General features: G+C 64.1%; 13 protein-coding genes. 1 reads left to right on the forward strand and 12 read right to left on the reverse strand.

What is annotated here, in order from left to right; all coding sequences use genetic code 11:
* Positions 1–126: 126 nt before the first annotated feature.
* Positions 127–921 carry a response regulator transcription factor gene (locus JN302_RS36455; RefSeq protein ID WP_244742657.1) on the reverse strand — a complete coding sequence of 265 codons (795 nt, stop codon included), beginning with the start codon at positions 919–921 and terminating at the stop codon, positions 127–129.
* Between the two features lie 1,400 nt (positions 922–2,321).
* Between JN302_RS36455 and JN302_RS36460 the strand changes: the two genes are divergently transcribed.
* A complete protein-coding gene (locus JN302_RS36460) occupies positions 2,322–3,053 on the forward strand; it encodes a Crp/Fnr family transcriptional regulator (protein ID WP_202309161.1) in 732 nt (243 codons plus the stop codon).
* Between the two features lie 129 nt (positions 3,054–3,182).
* Here the strand turns inward: JN302_RS36460 and JN302_RS36465 are convergent, their stop codons facing one another.
* From JN302_RS36465 to JN302_RS36515, 11 genes are all read right to left on the reverse strand, one after another.
* Positions 3,183–4,592: an HlyD family type I secretion periplasmic adaptor subunit gene (locus JN302_RS36465; RefSeq protein ID WP_202330831.1), complete on the reverse strand. Its 1,410-nt coding sequence runs from the start codon at positions 4,590–4,592 to the stop codon at positions 3,183–3,185.
* The gene (locus tag JN302_RS36470; RefSeq protein ID WP_202309163.1) at positions 4,589–6,733 is read right to left on the reverse strand and encodes a peptidase domain-containing ABC transporter; all 2,145 of its coding nucleotides are present in this window, start codon (positions 6,731–6,733) and stop codon (positions 4,589–4,591) included. The genes JN302_RS36465 and JN302_RS36470 overlap by 4 nt, the downstream gene beginning before the upstream one ends.
* A gap of 144 nt (positions 6,734–6,877) precedes the next feature.
* Complete coding sequence (locus JN302_RS36475; RefSeq protein ID WP_202309164.1) at positions 6,878–7,198, reverse strand: hypothetical protein; 321 nt, start codon at positions 7,196–7,198, stop codon at positions 6,878–6,880.
* A gap of 22 nt (positions 7,199–7,220) precedes the next feature.
* On the reverse strand, positions 7,221–8,438 hold the full coding sequence (locus JN302_RS36480) for a GTP-binding protein (protein WP_202315288.1): 1,218 nt from the start codon (positions 8,436–8,438) through the stop codon (positions 7,221–7,223).
* 14 nt (positions 8,439–8,452) lie between these two features.
* A complete protein-coding gene (locus tag JN302_RS39495; protein WP_210382577.1) occupies positions 8,453–14,665 on the reverse strand; it encodes a DUF4082 domain-containing protein in 6,213 nt (2,070 codons plus the stop codon).
* A 506-nt stretch (positions 14,666–15,171) separates the two neighbouring features.
* Positions 15,172–15,672, reverse strand: coding sequence for a type VI secretion system baseplate subunit TssE (gene tssE, locus JN302_RS36490; RefSeq protein WP_202309166.1), 501 nt, complete (start codon positions 15,670–15,672; stop codon positions 15,172–15,174).
* 11 nt (positions 15,673–15,683) lie between these two features.
* Positions 15,684–17,240: a type VI secretion system contractile sheath large subunit gene (gene tssC, locus JN302_RS36495; RefSeq protein WP_202330833.1), complete on the reverse strand. Its 1,557-nt coding sequence runs from the start codon at positions 17,238–17,240 to the stop codon at positions 15,684–15,686.
* A 22-nt stretch (positions 17,241–17,262) separates the two neighbouring features.
* Positions 17,263–18,756, reverse strand: a complete 1,494-nt coding sequence (tssC, locus tag JN302_RS36500) for a type VI secretion system contractile sheath large subunit (protein WP_202309168.1) — start codon at positions 18,754–18,756, stop codon at positions 17,263–17,265.
* A gap of 3 nt (positions 18,757–18,759) precedes the next feature.
* Positions 18,760–19,269 (reverse strand): type VI secretion system contractile sheath small subunit, encoded by a 510-nt coding sequence (gene tssB, locus JN302_RS36505; RefSeq protein WP_202309169.1) that lies wholly within the window; start codon positions 19,267–19,269, stop codon positions 18,760–18,762.
* Between the two features lie 46 nt (positions 19,270–19,315).
* Complete coding sequence (gene tssA, locus JN302_RS36510) at positions 19,316–20,434, reverse strand: type VI secretion system protein TssA (protein WP_202330834.1); 1,119 nt, start codon at positions 20,432–20,434, stop codon at positions 19,316–19,318.
* Positions 20,435–20,588: 154 nt separating this feature from the next.
* Positions 20,589–21,197, reverse strand: coding sequence for a DUF6931 family protein (locus JN302_RS36515; protein ID WP_202309171.1), 609 nt, complete (start codon positions 21,195–21,197; stop codon positions 20,589–20,591).

The raw sequence follows: 21,197 nt of genomic DNA on the forward strand, positions 1-21,197 counted from the left end.
ACGCGGCTTCAGTAGGCGTCCTGTCCAGCGCGGTTTTCCGCGTCTCTCGCCAGAAGCCCCGCTTGCGAATGAGAGCCGAGGCTGCGTTTGGCGACGGAAGGACGAAATCCCCTCTATGAGAGTCTGTCAGGCCTGCGGCCTGCTCGATCCGGAAAACTCCGCCGGGAAGAGGTCGTTGATCTTGTAAGCCACTTCGGTCCGATTGGTGGCCTTGACCTTCTTCATGATGTTGCGGATGTGCACCTTGACGGTGCTCTCGCGCAGCTTGAGTTCGTAGGCGATGATCTTGTTCGCCTTGCCGCGCCTCAAGGCTTCCACGACCTCCGCCTGACGAGCCGTGAACATGCCCGCCATCGGCCGAGCAGGGCTGCCGCCGGTGTCGAGCACCTGGCGCATGGCAAAGACGCTGCTGGCCGGCACGAATATGCCGCCGGCGAGCGCCAGCCCGATGGCCTCGATGCAGACATCGATGCCGACCGACGAGGGAATGTAACCGCGCGCTCCGAGCTCCAGCGCCTTCATGATCTGGGACAGTTCATCGGTATCCGCCAGCACGATGACCGGCGTCGTCCCGAATTCAGTTGCCAGTTTCCTGATTTCCTCGGAGACGTTCGGATCGGCGATCTTCCTGCCGCCGACATTGAGAAGAATAGCCGCCAGCGGCGGATATTCGTCCTGCTTCTGCTTCCATTCCTCGATCGACCCGAACGCCAGCACCTGCATACCCACCCGATGGGCGGTGATGCTCTGGGCGAGGCATTCGCGATCGAGCGCCCGCCCGTCGACGATGACCAACGAGCGGTCCGCATGGACCGATTCTTCCGAAGCCGCGACGCGTTGGATACCCGTAAGCCCGACTGCGGCTGCGGTCTTCATATTGATAGGCGCATTGCTTCCACTGGTTGCGATAGCTGAAGTCATGACTGTTCACCCCTGATGTCCAGTCCGAACGCGCAACGCGTCGCCCCGACGCATTGCAGACTGGCGTTACTCCCCAACACAAGTCTCGCCGTTCGGAATCATTCCACATCCCCCGGGCCGTCATGGTCGCTACGACCACCGCCAGCATAAAGGATACGGATTGGACCCCGCCCGACACCGTGAGAGGGTCACGGCTACCCACCACTATACACTCCCCAATATCACAGAGATTAACTTGGGTTAATCAATTGATAATTTCGATTAGCCCCATACCAAACTCGATCGATCCTAATCAGACAACCGGCACAGTGAGTTTATGTCGTGCTACGACCATGTCGTCCTTCAGAACTCGATGTGACTTCCGTTCTCTTCGATCTAACCTAATTTGACTAAGCACGAATAGATCGAGATTTTGTGGACACAAACCCCTCTCTTTCATGATTTCGCCGCGCCCGATAACATAATCTGCCGGCGCGGGAAGGATTGAAATTCACGAAGGAACCAGATGTGGGAATAACAAGTCCAGCGAAGATACCCATTCGACGATTGTACCGCATCGTCCCCACAACCATCCGCGATGGCCACCCCCTGGGGAAAGCAAAGATGCAATCGAAGCCGCCAACACAGATGCCGAACACTACAAACGACGACGGGATTTTCTACGATCAACTCTCAGTCAAATGAAAATAAAACAGTCAGGCGCATCGCCTTTTTTTCGCCTTGCAGGCAGAAAAATTAAGTAATAATAATACTTCCCGAAGGATAGCTCTAACGATCTACGTTGCGAATGTTGCCAGCGGTCGTACGGCAGGCCTTTTCCGATACCTGCTCCCTGGAGGTGCGAGCGCATCGCCGCAGGAAGCGGAACCGAGGCTGCGATCACGCGTTGTTGCGCAGGGAAATCTGCAGCCGAGCGGCCGATATGCTCTCCACCTGCTGCCTCTCGATATCTTGCCGATCAAGCATCGGAGCAGCTGAGGATCATTGCGGGCGACATTCTCTCGCCCGGAGCAACAACTTCAGGAAGGAGATCGGCCTATCGCCACGTCACTGGCAGCATCGGTTCCTCGCGAACAGCGTCGTGGAAACAGGGCGCGCGAGCATCACGGCCGCCGCGCGACGCGTCTTCTGCCCGCTTCAGCCGGCGTGGACATTGCCGCGGCGATTTCCCCCTGTTCCACCTTAGCCTGCGCGGGCGCGCGATCACCAGGCCGAAAACAACCAATAATGGCGCCGAAACAACCCGACAATGGCGTCGCCTGTCAAAGAAAATTGGGATAGTCGCTTTAGGGAGAAAAATTGCAGGGGATCATTCCTTATTCAAGAGCTGCTTCCAAGGATGGGATATTTGCTTGGAGCGAAGCTTGAAACAGGGACCAGCTGCATCAAGGGGTAAGCAGTTGCACACAACGAATTCCCGCCAGGCGGACGCTTTCGCCAGAAGGCTCGACAGATTCGCACCCACGATCGCGGAGAAGAGCGCCCTTGCCGACTTTCGTTCGGCGCGACACGCCGTCAGCAGGCGCAAGGAACTCGTCCATGAAAGCCATAGCGCTCCGGTCGCCTATGTCCTCCACGATGGCTGGATGTGCTCCTACAAACGGCTGCCGGACGGCGGACGGCAGATCATCAACATCCAGCTTCCCGGCGACTTCGTCGGACTGAACAGCCTGTTCCTCCAGACATCGGACCAGAGCGTCGAGGCGCTGACTGACGTGGTCGTATCCGAGGTCAGCCGCAGCCAGATGATCTCGGCCATGCAGCAATCTCCCCGTCTCACCGAAGCCGTGTTATGGAGCTTCGCGCGCGACGAGGCGATCGTGGCGCAACATCTGGTCAATCTCGGCCGACGCAGCGCCCTGGGGCGTATCGCACATTTCCTCCTGGAACTGGGCTACCGCCTCAACGAGGTGGAACTGGCCACGCCGACCCGATATGAATGCCCGCTCTCGCAGCAGCTCCTGGCCGACGCGCTCGGCCTGACCAGCATCCATCTCAACCGCGTACTGCGCTATCTGCGCGAACGCGAGCTGCTTGTCTTCAGTGCCGGCAGGGTCGAGCTGCTGAACCGCGCGGCCCTCATCCAGCTCGCGGATTTCGATCCGTCCTATCTGGAAGCCGATACGCGTTGAACGAGCGGATCGAGGCTCGACGCATGCCGGTGTCGTGATTTCGAAGTTCGCAGGATCCCGATATCGGATCGGAGGCGAACTCGCGAAATCAAGACGATGCGGGAAGACGCAGAGTTGCCGGACTCCCGATCACGGCTCGCGGATACTGTCGTCCAGGCCGCGGATGAGCGGATAGAGGAAATAGGATATCACTGTCCTGCGCCCGACCTTGATCTCGGCCGTCACCGCCATGCCGGGCAACAGACGCACCTCTTCACCCGACCCATCGAGCCTCTTGTCGCCGAGCAGCACCCGCGCCTTGAAGAAGGGAAGCTCCGCGGTCTCCGTCTGGCCGCCTTTCGGATCCGGCGCAAAGGCGTCTTGGCTGATCGTACGGATCGAGCCCGAGGCAGTGCCGTATTTCTGGAACGGATAGGCGTCGAACTTGATCCGTGCCGGTTCATCGACCTCGATCCTGCCGATATCCCGCGCGTTGACGGAGACTTCCGCCTCGAGCGGGACGTCGAGCGGCACGAGCGTCACGATCGGCTCGGCCTCGCGCACGACCGAACCGACGGAGCGCTGGGCCATATCGAGTACGACGGCATCGGCCGGCGCGGTCAGCGCCACCATGTTGCGCCGCAGTTCCATCTTCTTCAGCTCTTCGCCCGCCGCGTCGCGCTCGTTCCTGCGCTCGACGAGCTGCTCGGATGTCGCCCGGCGGAAATCCTCGATGAAGGCCCGCCGGTCGGCCTCGAGCTTCGCAAGCGCATAGGTCGCCTCCGTCTCCTTGCCGCGCAGCTGCGCAATGCTCGCCTCCACGTCGAGGCGCGCATCGCGGGAGCTGAGAAGGTTGAGCAGCGAGCCGGTTTCCTGCTTGTAGAGCGTCTCGCGTGCCTCCTCTATCTGGACGAGCCCGTCGCGCCGCCGGTCCAGAATCGCCGCCTGGTCCTTGCCGGCAGCGATTGCCGCATTTTGCGCAGCCATCTGCTGGTCGAAATTGTCGAGCTGGGCGATGCGGAAGGCGCGACGCTGCTCGAAGAGCTGAAGCTGCAACTGCTCGTCCGGTGTGCTGCCGGCGACCGTGGCGTAGTCCCGGCCCGCAAGCTCTGCTTCGAGCCGCTTCACCTGGGCATCGAGGGCCGCGAATTTCGCCCGCTGCTGGTCGACATCGGACTGGCTGAAGGTCGCATCCAGTGTGGCGAGCGTCTGGCCGGCGTGCACGACGTCGCCGGCAGCGACGTCGATCGAGCGGATGATGGATGTCTCCAGCGGCTGCAGCACAATGGTCGGCTCGGTCGTGATCAGCTTGCCCGGAGCGACCACGACCTCGTCGATCGACGAGAGCGACGCCCACAACACCGCCGCACCGATCAGCGCGGTGACGCCGTAGAGGGTCAGCCGGGCGATCCGGGGCGGGACACGTTCCTCCAGTTCGACCGCATCCGACTGGAATTCCGCGATGACGGGCGTTCGCTCGAAGCCGCGCGCCACGTCCCGCCTGTGCCCGTCGGCGGGCACCGGCAGGTTCTTTGTCTTCGCTTCCGTGTCGGTGCTCATGCGGCTTGCCTGTTCTGCTGCGCCCAGAGATGGCGATAGGTCATGCAGCGCGAGACGAGTTGGTCGTGGCGGCCGATGTCGGCGATCTTGCCGCGATCGACGACCAGGATCGCGTCGGCGTCGACCAGGGTCGACAGCCGGTGCGAGACGATCACGACGGTGCGGCCCGCGGCGATCTGCGCGAGGTTCTGGCGGATGATGGCCTCGCTGTCGGGATCGAGCGCGCTGGTCGCTTCGTCGAAGATGAGGAGGCGCGGATCGGTGATCAGCGCCCGGGCGATGGCCAGCCGCTGCCTCTGCCCGCCGGAGAGGTTCGCCGCATTCTCCTCCAGCATGGTCTCGAAGCCGCGGGGAAGACGCTCGATGAACTCCTCGGCGCCGGCGATGCGGGCGGCGGCGGCGATCTCCTCGATGCTGGCGTCGGGCTTCGCCGCGGCGATGTTGTCGCGTACCGTGCCGCGGAACAGGAAACTGTCCTGCAGCACCACGCCAATGCTCTTCCTGAGATGGACGAGGTCGATCTCGCGGCTGTCATGGCCGTCGATGCGCACCAGTCCCTGCTGCACCGGGTAGAGCCCCTGGATGAGGCGGGTGATGGTCGTCTTGCCCGAGCCGCTCTTGCCGACGATACCGAAGACCGAGCCGGCCGGTACGGTGAACGAGACATCGTCGAGGGCAGGCTGGCCGTCCGGCGCATAGCGGAACGAAACGCGGTCGAACTCGATGCGTCCATCGAGATCCGGCCGCAGGCCGCGCCCGCGGCCGTGCTGCTCCGGACGCTGGTTCATGATCTCGCCCAGCATGCGGACCGACAGCGCGACCTCCTGGTATTCGTGGACCATGGTGACGATCTGGACCAGCGGCCCCGAAACGCGGCCGGCCAGCATGTTGAAGGCAACGAGCGCGCCGATCGTCATGGTCCCGTCGAAGACGTCGAGCGCGCCGAGCCCGACTATGGCGACGCTCATCAGCTTTTCCAGGAGGCCGGTGAGCGACTGTGCGACGGCCGATATCTTGTCGACCCGGAAACGCACCGAGATCGACTCGGCCGAACGGTCGTCCCATACCCGCCGCTGTCGCGGCTCGAGCGCCAGCGACTTGACGGTGCGCATTCCGTGGACGGTCTCCACCAGCAGCGCCTGCCGTTCGCCTTCCGCCTTGTAGAGAGCCTGGAGACGCCGCTGGAACGGCCCGACGAGGAGCATCACCACGAGGCCGACGAGCACGGCGAAACCGATGACCACAAGAGTGAGCTTGACGCTGTAGAGCAACAGGATCGGCACGAAAACCAGCAACGAGAGCCCGTCGAGCAGCGTCAGGAAAAGCCGCCCGGTCAGGAATTCGCGAATTCGACCGGTCTGCTGCATATGCTTGACCAGCACGCCCGCGGAAGCGTGCTCGAACAGGGCGATCGGCAGGTTCAGCAAATGCCCGAAGGTTCGGGTCGCGATCCGGATGTCGATCCTGTTGGTCGCGTAGAGAAGCAGATATCGCCTCAGGAAACCGAAGGCGGCATCGAAGACGAGCGCAACCATGATGCCGATGGTCAGCACGGTCAGCGTCGCATAGCTCTGGTGCACCAGCACCTTGTCGATGACCAACTGGAAGAAGATCGGCGTCAGCAGCCCCAGGCCATAGAGCACGAAGGCCGCCAGGGCGACATCGCCGAAGAGTCCGCGCTGGCGGATGATCTCGGGCACGAACCAACGGAAGCCGAACGGCAGGTCCTCGTCGGACATGCGGTAATTGCGCTTCAGCAGTACGATCGAGCCGCGCCAACCCCGGCAGAGCTGCTGCTCCGTGACCAGCAGGATCTCCGGCCTCGAAGCCAGGGGATCGAGCACCCGGACCATCTCCTGCTCGCCACCGAGAACCGGGCCCGCGATCACCACCCAATTGCCGTTGTCGAGCTCGGCGAGCACCGGATAGGCGTCACCGAGCCTCATCAGCGCCTGCCAGGAAAGCCGTATCTGCCGCGCTCGCAGCCCCGCATCCTTGGCCATGCGCAGCAATTGCCGCGTCGGCACCGGCTCCTCGCCGACGGCATAGTCGTGCACCAGCCGTTCGGGAGAAAGATCGACGCCGTGATGGCGGGCGACCAGTGCCAGGCATTGAAGATTGGTATGCGGATTGGGCTGCATGTGTCGTACTCGAAGCGGCCTCGGGGCGGCGGAGGCGCTTCAAACGGTCGAGTTCGGCCGCGTCGCGCAGCCTGTCGTCACCGTTCCGAAAGAGCCCCCGCTCTCTCTATCGTTCGAGCATCGGACCCGCCGACGCTCCTGCCGTCAGTTGAAGTTGGGCGATGCGTTGACCGACTGCGACGCCGGCTCGGAGCGCACCTTGGCGCCATCCGCGGCCTGCGGTCTCTGGACATCGCCGATCCGGCGTACCGCACCCGCTTCGACCAGCCCACCCAGCGCCTTCTGCATCAGATCGACGGCATTGGCGAAAGCGTCCACCGGCATGATGATCCGCTGCCTGAACACCGGCTTGGGATTGTTCTTTTCGTCGCGCTCGGTCGCAGAGAGGCTCATCAGATCGATCCTCACGATCGAGCCGGTGACGGTGATCTCGCTCATACCGTCGGCGTAGAGTTCCTTGTCCATACTTTTTCTCCAGGTTGAAAGGTCAGGCCGCGTGTCGTTCCTCCCACGGCGGGAACGGATCGCGCAGGTTGCGGGCAGTGAGCGGATTGAAGCCGGCCTCCGGGCCGAATAGGCAGCCATCGAGGGCCGAACGGATGGCGGCCTCGTCGAGGCCGGCCCCGATGAAGACCAGTTCCTGCCGGCGGTCACCCCAGGTCGGGTGCCAGTGGCGGCTGAGAAGCGGACGAAACCCCGGATGGCTGGGCCAGTCCGCCTTGGGTACCGACGCCCACCACAGTGCCTTCGGCTCGGTGCGCCGCTGCGTGCCGGCGATCGACAGCAGTCCCACCCAGCGCGGGCGGCTCGCCAGCCAGAAATGCCCCTTGGCCCGCAGCAGGCCCGGCCACTCCTCCTGCAGAAAGGCGTGGAACTTCTGGGGATCGAAAGGACGGCGGGCCCGGTAGACGAAGCTCGCAATGCCGTATTCCTCGGTCTCAGGCAGGTGGTCCTTCGCGCCGTAGAGTTCCTTGTGCCATAGCGGATGCCGCGCCGCCTTGACCTCGTCGAACAGACCGGTATCGAGCACGCAAGCGAGCGGCGCCCGACCGAAATCCGTCTCGACGATGCGCGCGTCCGGATTGAGGGCGGCGATGACGCGGCGCAGTTCCAGCCGCATCCCGGGCGCCACTTCGGAGATCTTGTTGACGACGACGACATCGGCGAACTCGATCTGCTCGACAAGCAGGTCGACGAGGGAGCGGTCGTCCTCGGCGTCACGGACCTCACCACGGTCCCTGAGGAGGTCCGAACCGGAATAGTTCGACAGGAGGTTCGCCGCATCGACCACCGTGATCATGGTGTCCAGCCGCGCGACGTCGCAGAGCGCGTTGCCCTCGGCATCGCGGAAGGAGAATGTCGCGGCGATCGGCAGCGGCTCGGCGATGCCGGTGCCCTCGATCAGGAGGTAGTCGAACCGCCGCTCGGCGGCGAGCCGCCTGATCTCGCTCAGCAGGTCATCCCTCAGCGTGCAGCAGATGCAGCCATTGGTCAGTTCGACCAGGGTCTCCTCGGTGCGCGACAGCCCCGCCCCGCCATCGCGAACGAGATCGGCATCGATATTGACCTCGCTCATATCGTTGACGATGACCGCGACCCGCCGCCCTTCGCGATTGTGAAGGATGTGGTTGAGCATCGTCGTCTTGCCGGCGCCGAGAAAGCCGGTCAGCACCGTTACGGGCAGGCGATGCTCAACGGCTTCCATCGGCACGGCCCCTCCTATGCCGCCAGCTGCGGTCTGAACGCGACATCGACATAGTAGTTGGTCGCATTGTACGTATTGGTCGGGAACAGGCCGCTCGCACCATACGCATAGACCCCGTTGCCACCGCTCGAGCCGCTCGACAACGCGGTGAGATTGCCGTTTGAGAACTCCGTGTCGAAGAAACCCGGGCTTGCCGAATAGAAGCCGTTCGAGTGGTAGGACACGACGTAGGTCGTGTTGGCCTGGATCGCGACCTCCTGCGGCAGGGTCACGGACTGCCAGCCGCTCGCCGTCTCGTTTGTGAAGGTTGCCGACGCGATCAGCGTCCCCGTCGACGTCCACAGATGCGCCTCGTGCGGCCCCGTGTTCTGTGGCCCCTTGTAGAACTTGAAGCCGGTGATCCACCCCGCAACGTCGGCCTGGAACTTCATCCCGAGTTCGACGCCGCCGGAATCATTGACGGTGACGGTCGTCGGCGTGCCGTTTGGCGAGAACAGGCTCTGCGTCGTCTCGGGCGGATTGACCGTCATGTTGACCATCGCGGAAGACGCTCCGCCTGCCCCGTCCGAGATGGAATAGGTGAAGCTGGCCGGTCCCGTGTAGCCGGCCGTGGGCGTGAATGTGACAATATTGCTGTTGCTGTCGAACGCCACCGTGCCGTTGGTCGCGTTTCCAACGCCCGTGATGGCGAGCGTGTCGCCGTCCGCATCGGTATCGTTGGCGAGAAGCGAGGAAGCGGCCAGCGATATCTGCGTGTTGGACGTGACCACATAGCCATTGTCGTTGTTGGCGACCGGGACGGCATTGGTAGTCGACTGGTTGAAGACCACATCGACCCAGTAGTTGGAAGCCTGATAGCTTGCCGTTGGGAACAACGTTCCCGTTCCATAGCGATAGACACCGTTGCCACCGCTCGCCGCCGATGATGGCGCCGTCAACGCCCCGCTGGTACGGTCAGTCGCGAAGTAGTTGGAATCTGCCACATAGCGCCCGGTCGTGTGGTAGGAGGCGACATAAGTCGTCCCCTTGGTGATCTCAACCGGGTTGGAGAAGGTGGCGGTCTGCCAGCCGCTGAAGGATTCGTTGGTGAAGGTGACGGTCGCCAGCAGCGTGCCCGTGGAGGACCACAGCGAGCCGGTGTGCGTCCCGGTGGCCCCTGACGGCTTGTAGAAGCGTATGCCGGTGATGGTTCCGCGCGCCGATGCGATGAACTTCATCCCGAGTTCCAGCGACGCCGTGCCTTCGTCATGCGCCGGCCCCGCCGGTCCGTCGGTACCCTGGAAGAACGTTACCCCGGCCGGCCCCTCTTCGACCGTCACGGCCACGTTGCCGGTGTCCGTGCCTCCCAGTCCGTCCGAGACCGTATAGGTGAAACTTGCCGGTCCGCTGTAGCCCGCTGTCGGCGTGAAGATCACGTTTCCGGTCTGCGCATCGAGGGCCACCGTTCCGTTTGTGGCATTGCCTACAGCCGTGACGGTAAGCTGATTGGCGTTGGGGTCGGTGTCGTTCGACGTCAGCGCGGCGAAAGATACGGTAAGCGTGCCGTCCCTGCCGATCGTAAAACTGTCGTCGGTCGCCACCGGCGGCTGATTGGGATCGGGGTTGAAGACCACGTCGACCCAAAAGTTCGTGTTGTTGAACGGAGTGTTGGCCGGGAAAGCGCCCGGGTTATTGCTGTATGCGTAGACAGAGCCACCAGGCTGAACCGAGAGTGCCCCATTCGTATAGGTCGACGTGAAATAGTTGTCGGTAGACGACCAATACCCCTCGGAGTGGTAGGACGCCACATAGGTCGTTCCGGCGTCGATACGCACCGGAGACGAGAACACCACTGTCTGCCAGCCCTTGATGCTTTCGCCCACGGCCAAGCCGGTGGCCAGACGCGTCCCGTTCGATGTCCACAGGCTGACGGTGTGCGGGCCGAGGTTGTAGAAGCCCTTGTAGAATCGGATGCCCTCGACAACGCCGCCGGTGAGCGACTGGAAGCGGACGCCGAGCTCGACCCCGCTCTCGACGATCGTATCATTGTCGAGCGTCGTTTCGGTCGCCGGATTGCTCGCCAAGGTCCACAAACTGGACGTCGAAGGCAGATTGACCGTTACCTGAACGCCCGTGGAGGGTGTACCGAGATTGACACTGTCGTCGACCGCGCGGGACAGGATCGTGTATGTGCCGCTGGCCTGCACGTTCCAGCTGTAGCTCCAGTTCTCGCGGCCTGTCGCCTTCCACCAGCTCTGTCCGCCATCGGTCGAGACCTCGACGCCGGCGATAATGCCGCCGCCGAAATCCTGCGCGGTCCCGGTGATCGTGACCTTTTGCCCTTCGACGAAGGCCGCTCCCAGGGTCGGAGACGTGACGGTCGAAGTGGGCTTGGTCGTATCGGTCGATTGCGTTGCAAGAACCAGGCTGGCATCCAGCGTGCTGGGCTGGATACCCATGTCGGCGAACATGTTCACCATCGCCTGCCGGACATTCGGATCGACGGGTGTCGCGGCGCCTTCGTGCTGATCGTCGAGGCCCCAGGACCAGAAGACCGTACCCGCTCCGAAGACGAGCGCGCCGCTTTCGGCACGGTACATGGTCAGGCTGTGTGTCACGTCGGCCGACCCTACCCGGGTCCCGTAGTCCCGCAGATAGGTGTCCACCGAGACGGTCGACAGCGACATGTTGATCAGTCCGGCGGGCCGGAAGCCGTTCTCCACGTCGGAGTCCCACTCGTAGCCGAGCAGGTTCTGGACCAGGGAATAGGTCTGGCCGGGCTGCAGGTTGGCGACATCGGTGTTTCGCCAGAAGCGAAGGTTGGAATACTCGTAGGGGATGGTGATTGTATCCAGCCGATAGGAGTCGACCGTGAACATGGTGCCGGTCAGCGAATTTTCCGGCTCCTGGCCAGGGTCGGCAAAGCGCGGGTCACGCCAGGTGCCGGTGCCGATGGGGCTGGGGTCGGGCGTGCCGCCCCAGGTTTCCTTGTAGGTGACCATCGTACGGTACGGCGTGCCGTTGCCGTCGATGCTCGTTTCCCACCGCACCTTCCAATAGACCTCGTTGCCGCTCCAGAAGGCGAGATTGACCCCTGCGTCCCGCGCCGCCTCGACATTGGCACGTTGTTCGGCCGACCAGTATTCGTCATGACCGACAGAGAGAAAGGCTTGATGGTTCAGCAGGTTGGCACCGGCCCTCGTGGTATCGACGCCCGAGATGTAGGAGACGTCGTAGCCGTTCTGCTCCAGCCAGCGGATAGCCGAATGCTCGACGCCGAAGATGAAGTCGTGCGTCCCGCCTATGACGCTGGTGTTGGTCACGATCGGGCGGTTGTAGCTCACCGCCGTTGCACGGCCGATCGAATTGACCCCGCAGCCGCAATTGGGCGGCAAATAGCCGATCATGTTCGCGGGATCGACCGGCACTTCGCCGAAATAGAGGCTGGCGCCGCCCCATTCATTGTAGGCCTGCCAGGTCGTGTCGGAGGTCTGGAAGACGATATCGCTGGTGGAAGCGTCGTCCCGAATGATGAACGGAATATGACTCGCCCCTTCCGTACCGTCCTGGCGGACCAGCTTGGCTATATAGACGCCGGAGACCGCGTCCTGCGGGACCTGCCAACTCGCCGAAACCGACCAGTTGCCGGCGTCGATGAGACCGCGCGACATATCGACGATTGGGTGCGGCTGGACCTGGGCCGAGCCCAGCGTCCTCTGGATCGACGCCACCTTCCGGGCACCGTCGCCATTGTAGTAACCGAGGCGGTAGATATCGATACGGTAGTTGGTCGAGTCTGTCGCGATCTTGAAGTCTACCGTACCGCCGATGTTGGTGCTGATCTCCGCGGCGAAACCCTGGATGTTGGCCGAGCCGTCGCCTTGGATGCCCCACTCGCTCTGGGGATTGCCCTGCTTCTGGTTTTCAAGAGCAATCTTGTTCTGGGTGGGCACCGTCGGGTTGAGCTGGCTCGCGGTGCGCGTTCCGTCCGAGAACTGGAAGTTCTCGACATTGGTCACGCTGTCGGCGCCGTTGGGAGAACCGGCGCGATTGTCGGTTATCGTATAGGTCGAACCCTGCAGCGAGACCGCATAGTCGGCACGGGCACCGCTGAACACAACCGTATCGCCCGTGCCGCCGCCCCCGTCGATGACATCGTTGCCGGCGCCGCCGGCGATGGTGTCGTTGCCGGAGCCGCCGGTGATCGTATCTGCGAAAGCGCTGCCCGTGAGCGAAAAGGCCTCGGTCTGGCCGCCGAGCGAGATGGTGACGCCCGATGTAGCTGACGCGGCCGAGATCGCCTCAAGGCCCTGGATCGAATTGTTGTTCGCCCCCAACAGATTGAGATCGACCGAGGTCGAGGTCAGATCGAGTGTGTCGCCCGAGCCCGCACCGAAATTGATGGTACCGGATCCTCCGACCATCGCGTCGAGTTGAGCACCGCTTACCGTCATCACGTCGTTGCCCGACGTGCCGACGACGTTGAGCGACTCGATCCCGCTCGGCGTCGGCGTCGAGAGGGCCGATAGATCACCGCCGGCCACGACATTGAGCACATCGCTCGGCCCGCTGCCGAGATTGATCGAGTTGAACCCCGCCCATTGGGCGGCGGTCATGGTCACCGTGTCGTTGCCCGAGGTGCCGGTAAGGGTCTCGAAACCCGAAATGGTACCCAACGAGAAATCGACCGTCGCGCTACTGCCGGTCAACAGGATCTGATCGCGGGTACCGCTGCCGCTGTCTGCACCGCCCTGCAGGGACTCGCCCGCGACGAATTGGCCGGTCGCGATATTGACGGTGTCGTCGCCCGCGCCGGCCAGGATCGTGTCGGCCCCGGTTCCTCCAGTTATCACATCGTTCTGATTGCTTCCCGTGATCGCGAAGGCTTCGCTCTGGCCGCCAAGGGCGATCGTGACGCCCGATGCCGCGCCGGCAGCGGAGATCGCCTCGACACCCTGGATGGAATTGTTGCTCGCCCCCAGCGTGTTGAGGTCGGCGGACGTGGAGGTGAGATTGATCGTATCGCCCGAGCCGGCGCCAAGATTGATCGTACCGGAGCCGATTATGATGGCGTCAAGCTGGGCACCGCTGAGCGTGACACTGTCCGTTCCGGCCGTTCCGGTGAGACTGCCTGTCTCGACACTGCTTATGGCGGGTGTGGTAAGAGCTGAAATGCCGCCGTTGGCCACGACGTTGAGGACGTCGCCTGTGCCGCTGCCTAGATTGATCGTGCTGAAGCCAGCCCATTGCGCCGCGGTCATGGTCACTGCGTCGTTGCCCGACGTGCCGGTCAGTGTCTCCAGCCCGGAGATTGTTCCAATGGAAAAGTCAACCGTCGCGCTGCTGCCTGTAAGCACGACCTGATCGCGCGTACCTGTGCCGCCATCGGCGCCGCCGTCAATGGATTCGCCCGCGCCGAACTGGCCGGTTGCGATGTTGACAGTGTCGTTCCCGCCGCCCGCGACGATGGTGTCAGCCCCGGTTCCGCCGGTGATCACGTCGTTCTGATTGCTTCCGGTGATAGCGAAGGCCTCGCTCTGGCCCGTCAGGCTTATCGTCACGCCGGAGGCAGCACCAGCGGCAGAGATCGCCTCGACGCCCTGGATGGACGCATTGTTCGCCCCCAGCGTGTTGAGGTCGGTGGAGGTCGAGGTCAGATTGATCGTGTCGCCCGTGCCTGCGCCGAGATTGATGCTGCCGGAGCCGATGATGATGGCGTTAAGCTGCGCGCCGCTGAGCGTGACGGTATCGGTGCCCGCCGTTCCGGTCAGATTGCCGGTCTCGACGTTGCTGATCGTCGGCGTGGCGAGCGCCGAAATGTTCCCGCTGGCAACCACGTTCACCGTGTCCGAAAGCAAGCCGAGGTTGATCGTGCTGAACCCGGCCCACTGCGAGGCCGTCATCGTCACCGTGTCGCCCAGGATGCTGCCCGTCAGCGTCTCGATCCCCGAGACGCTACCGATGGAGAAGTCGACCGAGCCTCCCGTGGTCAGCACGATCTGATCACGCGTGCCGGTGGCGCTGTTGCCGCCGCCGTCTATGATCTCGCCTGCAACGAACTGGCCGCTGCCGAGATTGATCGTGTCGTTGCCGCTGCCGGCGACGATCGTGTCGGCGCCGTTGCCGCCATTGAAGGTATCGCCTGAGGCATCCTGGAGCTGGGCGACCGTGCCTCCCGAGAAACCGGTGAGCGTCCCGGTATTCGCATTCGCAACGTCGTTGCCATTGGTGCCGTTGAACGTCGCCATCATGCCTCCATGGGCTGCCGTACCCGCCGTGGCCGGACAGCACCTACTCCATTGTCGTCCGCTGATCGCAGACCACGGAAGGCAATCCTGCCAGCTTTCGCACAACCAAGGACGATACCAATGGGTGGAGGGTACCATCCCTCGTTTTGATGAAGGCAATCCCGGCGAGCTGTTCTCCAAGCCGGCGCGTTGCATATCGGAAGCACGAATTCAGGAATCGATCCGACTATTCTCGGATCGGCATAGGGTTTCGACGATCTTCACCACCGCCTGGCCCGATAAGACTGCCGTTTTCCCGAAAGATGGCTATCAGACGTGCATGCACGGTCCCGCGAGGCCGCGCGCAAAGTTGGTGAATACTGGCGTTTCATTCCATGGCGGGCGCACTCGCCCACATGGCAGGGGACTTGTAGCCCAACAAACGGAACCGGGAAGAGGCCTGAGCCACGGGCCGAATCGACCGCCGTCATCCCGGTCGAAGGAGCGGCGCCCGGGAGGCGTCTTCGTTACCCGATCGGCTCCGAGCCCGCGCCGGCGGCCAGGACCAGGCCGCCGGAAACCGGGTCGACCAGCGTGTCGTAGACGACGGCCTCGCTGGTGGCATCCGTCTGCAGCACGGCATGGACGCGAAAACGCAGGGTCCGGTCCAGCTTGTCGGTGCCGGACAGCAACTCGACGCTGACGTCCCGGAAACGCGGCTCGAACTGGCGGATCAGGGCCTCGAGGCGCGTCCGGAACTGGCCCTGCTGGGACGGGGTCGCCAATTGCTGGGTCTGCAGATCCTGCAGGCCGAAGGACAGAACCGAGCTGCGCAGTTCCTCCAGTTCCGCCGGCATCGACAGGTAGCGCGGCCGGGTGGTGAACAGGATCTCCAGGTCGCGCCGCACCGCCTCGCGCAACTCGCGCATGGCGCGGTCGGCATTGCGGTCTGTCTCGATGCTGTCGCCCTGCAGCAGCCGGTCGAACAGCGACAGCCGCGGCGGCAGCTTGGTCGCGGGCCTTGCCATTTCAGATCCTGTCAGCCGGCATGAGCGGCCTGCATTTCGGTGCGCAGCCGGAAGCCGGTCACCATCTGGTCGAACTGGAAATGCGGCTGCAGATGCATAACGCAGTTCATGATGCCGGGCCGGCCCGGCACCTCCTTCACCTCCACGCCGCCGCCGCTCAGCGGATAACGCGCCTTCAGTTCGGGCCCGGCGTCGGCATTGCCAAGCATGTAGCCGCGCAGCCAGTCGTTGAGATAGGTTTCCAGGTCTTCGGCCGTCGTATAGGCGCCGACGCGGTCGCGCGCCATGACCTTGGCGTAGTGCGCGAAGCGGCTGACGCACAGCACATATTGCAGCATGGAGGAGAGCCGGCTGTTGGCCCGCTCGACCGGGTCGCGGATATCGGCCGGCACATGCAGCGACTGCGTGCCGAGGAACACCACGGAGCGCGTGAAGTTGCAGGGGCTCATCGAAATGAAGCCCAGGTCCTCGAGCGCCTTCTGCTTCTTGTCGGTCAATTCGACCTCCAGCGGCCGGCGGTAGGCGACGGCCTCGCCGGTCGAGAAGCGCGGCGCCGGCAGGCCGGTCACGATGCCGGCCTCCTCGCGATCCTGATAGGCGCCGCGCATGTTGGCGAACCAGCCCCAGTCGTGAAAGGCTCGGATGGCGACCGCGCCGAAGCCATAGACGGCACTGCCCCAGAGCCAGGCGTCGATGCCGCTGCCGCCCTCGCGGTAGCGGAAGCCGTCCAGGCGCGAATGGCTGTCGTCATATCTGGCGCGCAACAGGATGCGCGGCAGCACCACGCCGAGGAAGCGGCTCTCCTCGGTCTGCTGCAGTCGCCGCCAGCGCTGATATTCGGCGAGCCTGAAGGCCGTATCGAGTTTCTGGGCGTGCGACAGGTCGGCGAAGGTCTGGACACCGAACAATTCGGGCGCTGCGCTCACCACGCAGGGCGCGAAAGCGGCCGCAGCCACCTGGGACAGGCCGGCCAGGGTACCGACATCGTCGGTGGGCTGCGGGGCGCCCGCCGGATAGCGGTGGCGCACCGCGTAGTCGCACAGCAGCAGCCCATAGGGAAGGCCGCCCGGCATGCCGTATTCGTCGTTGTAGACCTTGGAGAACAACGTGCTCTGATCGAACTCGACGGCGCGGTCGAAGTCGCGCGCCAGTTCGGCCCAGGTGGCATTGAACAAACGCACCTTGACCTTCTCGTCGCTCTCGACGTGGTCGATGAGATAGTCCACCCCGCGCCAGCTCGCCTCCAGACGCCTGAAATCCTCGTGATGAAGGATCGCGTCGAGGAGATCGCCGATCAGCGCGTCGATCGCGGCAATGTCGCGTGCGATGAATTGCCTGATGGCGCCAATGTCGCGGCGCGATGCGGCGGCATGTATGCGGTCGCCGAACCAGGCCGACAATCCGCCGTCCCGGGCCTCGCCCGCGAGGAAGGTGGCAAACACTTCCCGAAGCGTGTCGTCGCCGCGGTCGAGCACCGCGGCGACGATCGTTTCACGCAGGGCGACGCCGGCCCGTTCTCCTGCGCCGGAAGCGGAAGCCGCCGGCCCGTCGGATTGCGCCTCGCCCATCGAGCTACGCCTTGCCGGCCCGTCAGCCCATCTGCGGGATGCGGGCCACGAGCCGCATGGAGGCGGTGAGCTCTTCCATCTGCAGCCACGGGCGAAGATAGGCGACCGCATTGTAGGAACCGGGTGCGCCCGGGATCTCCTTGACCGTCACGGTCGCCTCGGCGAGCGGATACTTCGCCTTCATGTCGGCGCTGGCGCTTGGATTGCCGTTGACGTAGTTGCGGATCCAGTCGTTCAGCCAGGTCTCGCAGTCCTTGGCCTCGAGGAAGGAGCCGATCTTGTCGCGGCCCATGACCTTGAGATAGTGCGAGAAACGCGACGTCGCCATGATGTAGGGCAGGCGCGCCGAGATCGCGGCATTGGCGGTGGCATCCGGCTTGTCGTATTTCTTCGGGCGCTGCGTCGTCTGCGCGCCGAAGAACACGGCATAGTCCGAAGACTTGTAGTGGCAGAGCGGCAGGAAGCCGAGCTTCGACAGCTCGGCCTCGCGGCGATCGGTGATGCCGATTTCGGTCGGGCACTGCTGATCGACGTCGCCGTCGTCGCTGGTGAAGGTGAAGCTCGGCAGGTTCTCCACCTTGCCGCCGCCTTCGGCGCCGCGCACGGCGACGCACCAGCCATGCTGCGAGAAGGCCGCTGTCAGCCGCTCGCCCAGCGCATAGGACGCGTTCATCCAGGTGAACTGGTCCGACGTCATCGCCGTGGTCTTGCCGTCCGCGTTGATCGGCGCTTCCTCGAATTTGAACTCGTCGATCTGCCGGCCGCTCGATCCGTAGGGAACGCGCGACAGGACCCTCGGCATGGTCAGCGTCACGAAGCGGCTGTCCTCGCTGTCGCGGAAGCTGCGCCACTTGATGTATTCGGAGCTCTCGAAGATCTTCTCCAGGTCGCGCGGCTTGGAGAGCTCGGTGAAGCTCTCGAGGCCGAACATCGACGGATTGGCGGCCGAGATGAAAGGCGCGAAGGAGCCGGCCGCGACATTGGACATGCCTTGCAGCACTTCCAGGTCCTCGGTGCCGTTGCCGAACTCGTAGTCGCCGATCAGCGCACCGTAGGGTTCGCCGCCCGGCGTGCCGAATTCCGATTCGTAGATCTTCTTGAAGATCTGGCTCTGGTCGAATTCGACGGCCTTCGTCAGATCCTTGTGCAGGTCCTTCTTGGTCATGTTGAGCACACGGATCTTCAGCGTGGCGCTGGTCTCCGAGTTCTTGACCAGGTAGTTGAGGCCGCGCCAGGAGCCTTCCAGCTTCTGGAAGTCCTCATGATGCATGATCGCCGAAAGCTGCTTGGACAGCTTCTCGTCGATCGCGGCGATCGCCTTGTTGAAGGTCTGGGTGAGGTTCTTGTTGAACGTCACCGTCCCGGACAGGGCCTCCGAGGTGAGGGTGCGCAGGAGGTCCTGCATCTCGTCGGGCTCGGCCGTCTTGGTAACGCCGATGGCCTGGTCGAGCAGGCTCAGTGTGCCGGTCTCGGCGGCCGCGGCCGCGCCGTCTTCCGTTTTGGCTTCAGCGGTCATGGATCACGCTCCCTGCTTGTCGGTGCCAAGCTCGCCCGCGAGGGCGTTCAGCTTGTCGGTGTTCTGGAGGACTTCCTCGAGGAGGCTTTCGAGTTCTTCCGAGCGATCCACTTTCGACATGAGATCGCGCAGCTTGTTGCGAGCGGCGAGCAGCTTGCGCAGCGGCTCCACCTGGTCGACGATCGCCGCCGGCTCGAAGTCGTCCATGGACTTGAATTTGAGCTGGACGGCGAGCTGTGTATCGTCGCCGGCCAAAGTGTTCTCGACCTTGAACTCCGCGCCCGGCGTCATGCGCTGCATCACCTCGTCGAAATTGTCGCGGTCGACCTGGATGAACTTGCGGTCGCGCAGCGGCTTCAGCGGCTCGTAGGGCTTGCCGGAAAAGTCGCCGATCACACCGACGACGAAGGGCAGTTCCTTGCGGACCTGCGCTCCCTCCGTCTCGACGTCATAGGTGATGTGAACGCGGGGTTTGCGCACACGGTTCAGTTTCTGTTGGACGCTCTCTGCCATGACAATTCCCTCTGCGAGTGTTTACATGCGACGTGAACTCGAAACGCTAGCCCCCGGCGGCGGCCTCCGGGTTTCGTATGCCGGCGGCCATGAGGATGCGCTGGATATGCGCGGGGTCCTCGGAAAGTTCGGTGAGCAGTTCGACCAGGGTCATACGCGCCCGGCGCACCGCTTCCTCCAGCGTGTAGGAGATCGGCGAATGCGGCTCGGTCTTGCGGAAATAGCTGGCGATGCGCACCAGCTCGGCCAGCGCCTCTTCTCGCGAGACGTAACCTTCGATGCGGCGGACGGCCGGCAGCGCCGAGCCGCCCTCGGCCGCGGGCTGCGCCTCGGCGGCGGCGGGCTCCTCGACTGGCGTGTCGTAAGCGGCGGCGGCGAGCTTGTCGGCCGCGAAGTGCCTCAGGGCGCTGTTGACCTGTTCCAGGAGATCGCGCAGCGCCGACACGGGAGGTGAGTCCATGCCGGCGACGGCGTCGAAGGCTGCCGCCATCTCGGCCAGCGCGGCCAGGCATTCGTCGACCAGCTTCGTGGTCGCCGCGAACTCCGCCGCCGGCGTCTCGGCGACACTCTGCTGGAACTGCTCCATCGTCACGGCGCCGGCTTCGATGCGCGACTGCTTGCGCGCTGCGTCGGTCAGCTTCTCCAGTTCCGTCGCCTGTTCGTAGCTCCACAGGGAATAGCTGGCGAGCGTGCCCGAGGTCAGCGGCGTCAGCCGGACCGGCTGGATCAGCGTGCCCACGGCGCCGGAGCCGCTGAGGCCGGAGACCGCAGCGACCTTGCCCTCGACGCCATCCTCGTCGAGCTCGGGAAAGCAGTGGCCCCAGTGGCCGGCGGCGATCCCGGCCAGCACCTTCAACCCGTCGCGCAGGCCGGCGAAGCCGTGGCGGCGCACCAGCGCCTCGACCAGCCAGGAGGCGATTTCGAGATCCTTGGCCTGGCCGGCGAGTATCTCAGCCGCGGTGCTCTCGACAATTCCCCATTCGTCGGGCGCGGGCGCACCGATCTCGACGGCGGCGCGCTCGGCCGAGCGGGCCGCATTGCGCGCGTCCTTGGTCCGGTAATAGAGCGACGAAGACGACGAGTCCGAGCGCGGATCGGTGCCACCTGGCAGGTCTCCGGGGATCGGGGCCAGCAGCCCGTCGATGTCGACTACCGGCGCAGTCATGCGCAGCCCCCCTCGCCCGCGATCTCACTGACATCAGGCGCGCTCGCTCCGGCGACCGGAGCGCACGCCGCCGGTGCGACCATACCGGAGAGACGATGAACAATTCGTAGACTGCGGTTCGGCGTCGTCATGATCTTGTCCTCGATGCGCCCCGCTACCCTGCCTTGATCGGGCGGTCGCCTTCGAGCCGCCCGTTGCCGCCATTGGCGATGTCGATGCCGCGCGCGATCGCGGCCCTGAAGCGTTCGTTCAGCGTCAGCGGATCGCCGCTGGTGATCGACAGCAGGATCGACGCCCCGACGCCGATCGCGCCAAGGCGCGGATCGGGCAGAGCTTCGGGCATGTCGGGCGGAGCCATGCTGCCGCCGGACCAGAAGGCGGCGAGCGCGGCATAGGCGGCAGCGCCGTCGAAGTTCGCCGTTTCGGCGGAAACCATGCAGGCGCGCCGCCTGGCGTCGTCGGGCTGGTAGACCCAGCCGGCCGCGCGCTCCAGGCATTCGGCTTCGACCGGGCTTGGCGCGGCGAGGTTGCCCTGGGCGACGGCGACGGCCCACCAGACACCCTCTCGGATCGGAAGCGCGAAGGCCAGGAAGCGGATGGCGTCGCCGATGGCCTCGGCCTCGACGAGGAGCGAAAGATAGCCTTGCGGGGACAGCGTCGGCAGCAGGAACGCCCGGCCCTCAGCCGACAGATCCATGCGCGCACAGATCTCCGCGGCAGTGCCGGCGGAAACCTTGCGGAACGGATCGGTCTGTATCTTCAC

Origin of the sequence: Mesorhizobium sp. L-8-3, from assembly GCF_016756615.1 — a bacterium.
Taxonomy (GTDB): domain Bacteria; phylum Pseudomonadota; class Alphaproteobacteria; order Rhizobiales; family Rhizobiaceae.

Coding starts and splice junctions, on each gene's coding strand:
- JN302_RS36455 (WP_244742657.1), bottom strand. CDS start 921: ATGACTTCAGCTATCGCAACCAGTGGAAGCAATGCGCCTATCAATATG.
- JN302_RS36465 (WP_202330831.1), bottom strand. CDS start 4,592: ATGAGCACCGACACGGAAGCGAAGACAAAGAACCTGCCGGTGCCCGCC.
- JN302_RS36470 (WP_202309163.1), bottom strand. CDS start 6,733: ATGCAGCCCAATCCGCATACCAATCTTCAATGCCTGGCACTGGTCGCC.
- JN302_RS36475 (WP_202309164.1), bottom strand. CDS start 7,198: ATGGACAAGGAACTCTACGCCGACGGTATGAGCGAGATCACCGTCACC.
- JN302_RS36480 (WP_202315288.1), bottom strand. CDS start 8,438: ATGGAAGCCGTTGAGCATCGCCTGCCCGTAACGGTGCTGACCGGCTTT.
- JN302_RS39495 (WP_210382577.1), bottom strand. CDS start 14,665: ATGGCGACGTTCAACGGCACCAATGGCAACGACGTTGCGAATGCGAAT.
- tssE (WP_202309166.1), bottom strand. CDS start 15,672: ATGGCAAGGCCCGCGACCAAGCTGCCGCCGCGGCTGTCGCTGTTCGAC.
- tssC (WP_202330833.1), bottom strand. CDS start 17,240: ATGGGCGAGGCGCAATCCGACGGGCCGGCGGCTTCCGCTTCCGGCGCA.
- tssC (WP_202309168.1), bottom strand. CDS start 18,756: ATGACCGCTGAAGCCAAAACGGAAGACGGCGCGGCCGCGGCCGCCGAG.
- tssB (WP_202309169.1), bottom strand. CDS start 19,269: ATGGCAGAGAGCGTCCAACAGAAACTGAACCGTGTGCGCAAACCCCGC.
- tssA (WP_202330834.1), bottom strand. CDS start 20,434: ATGACTGCGCCGGTAGTCGACATCGACGGGCTGCTGGCCCCGATCCCC.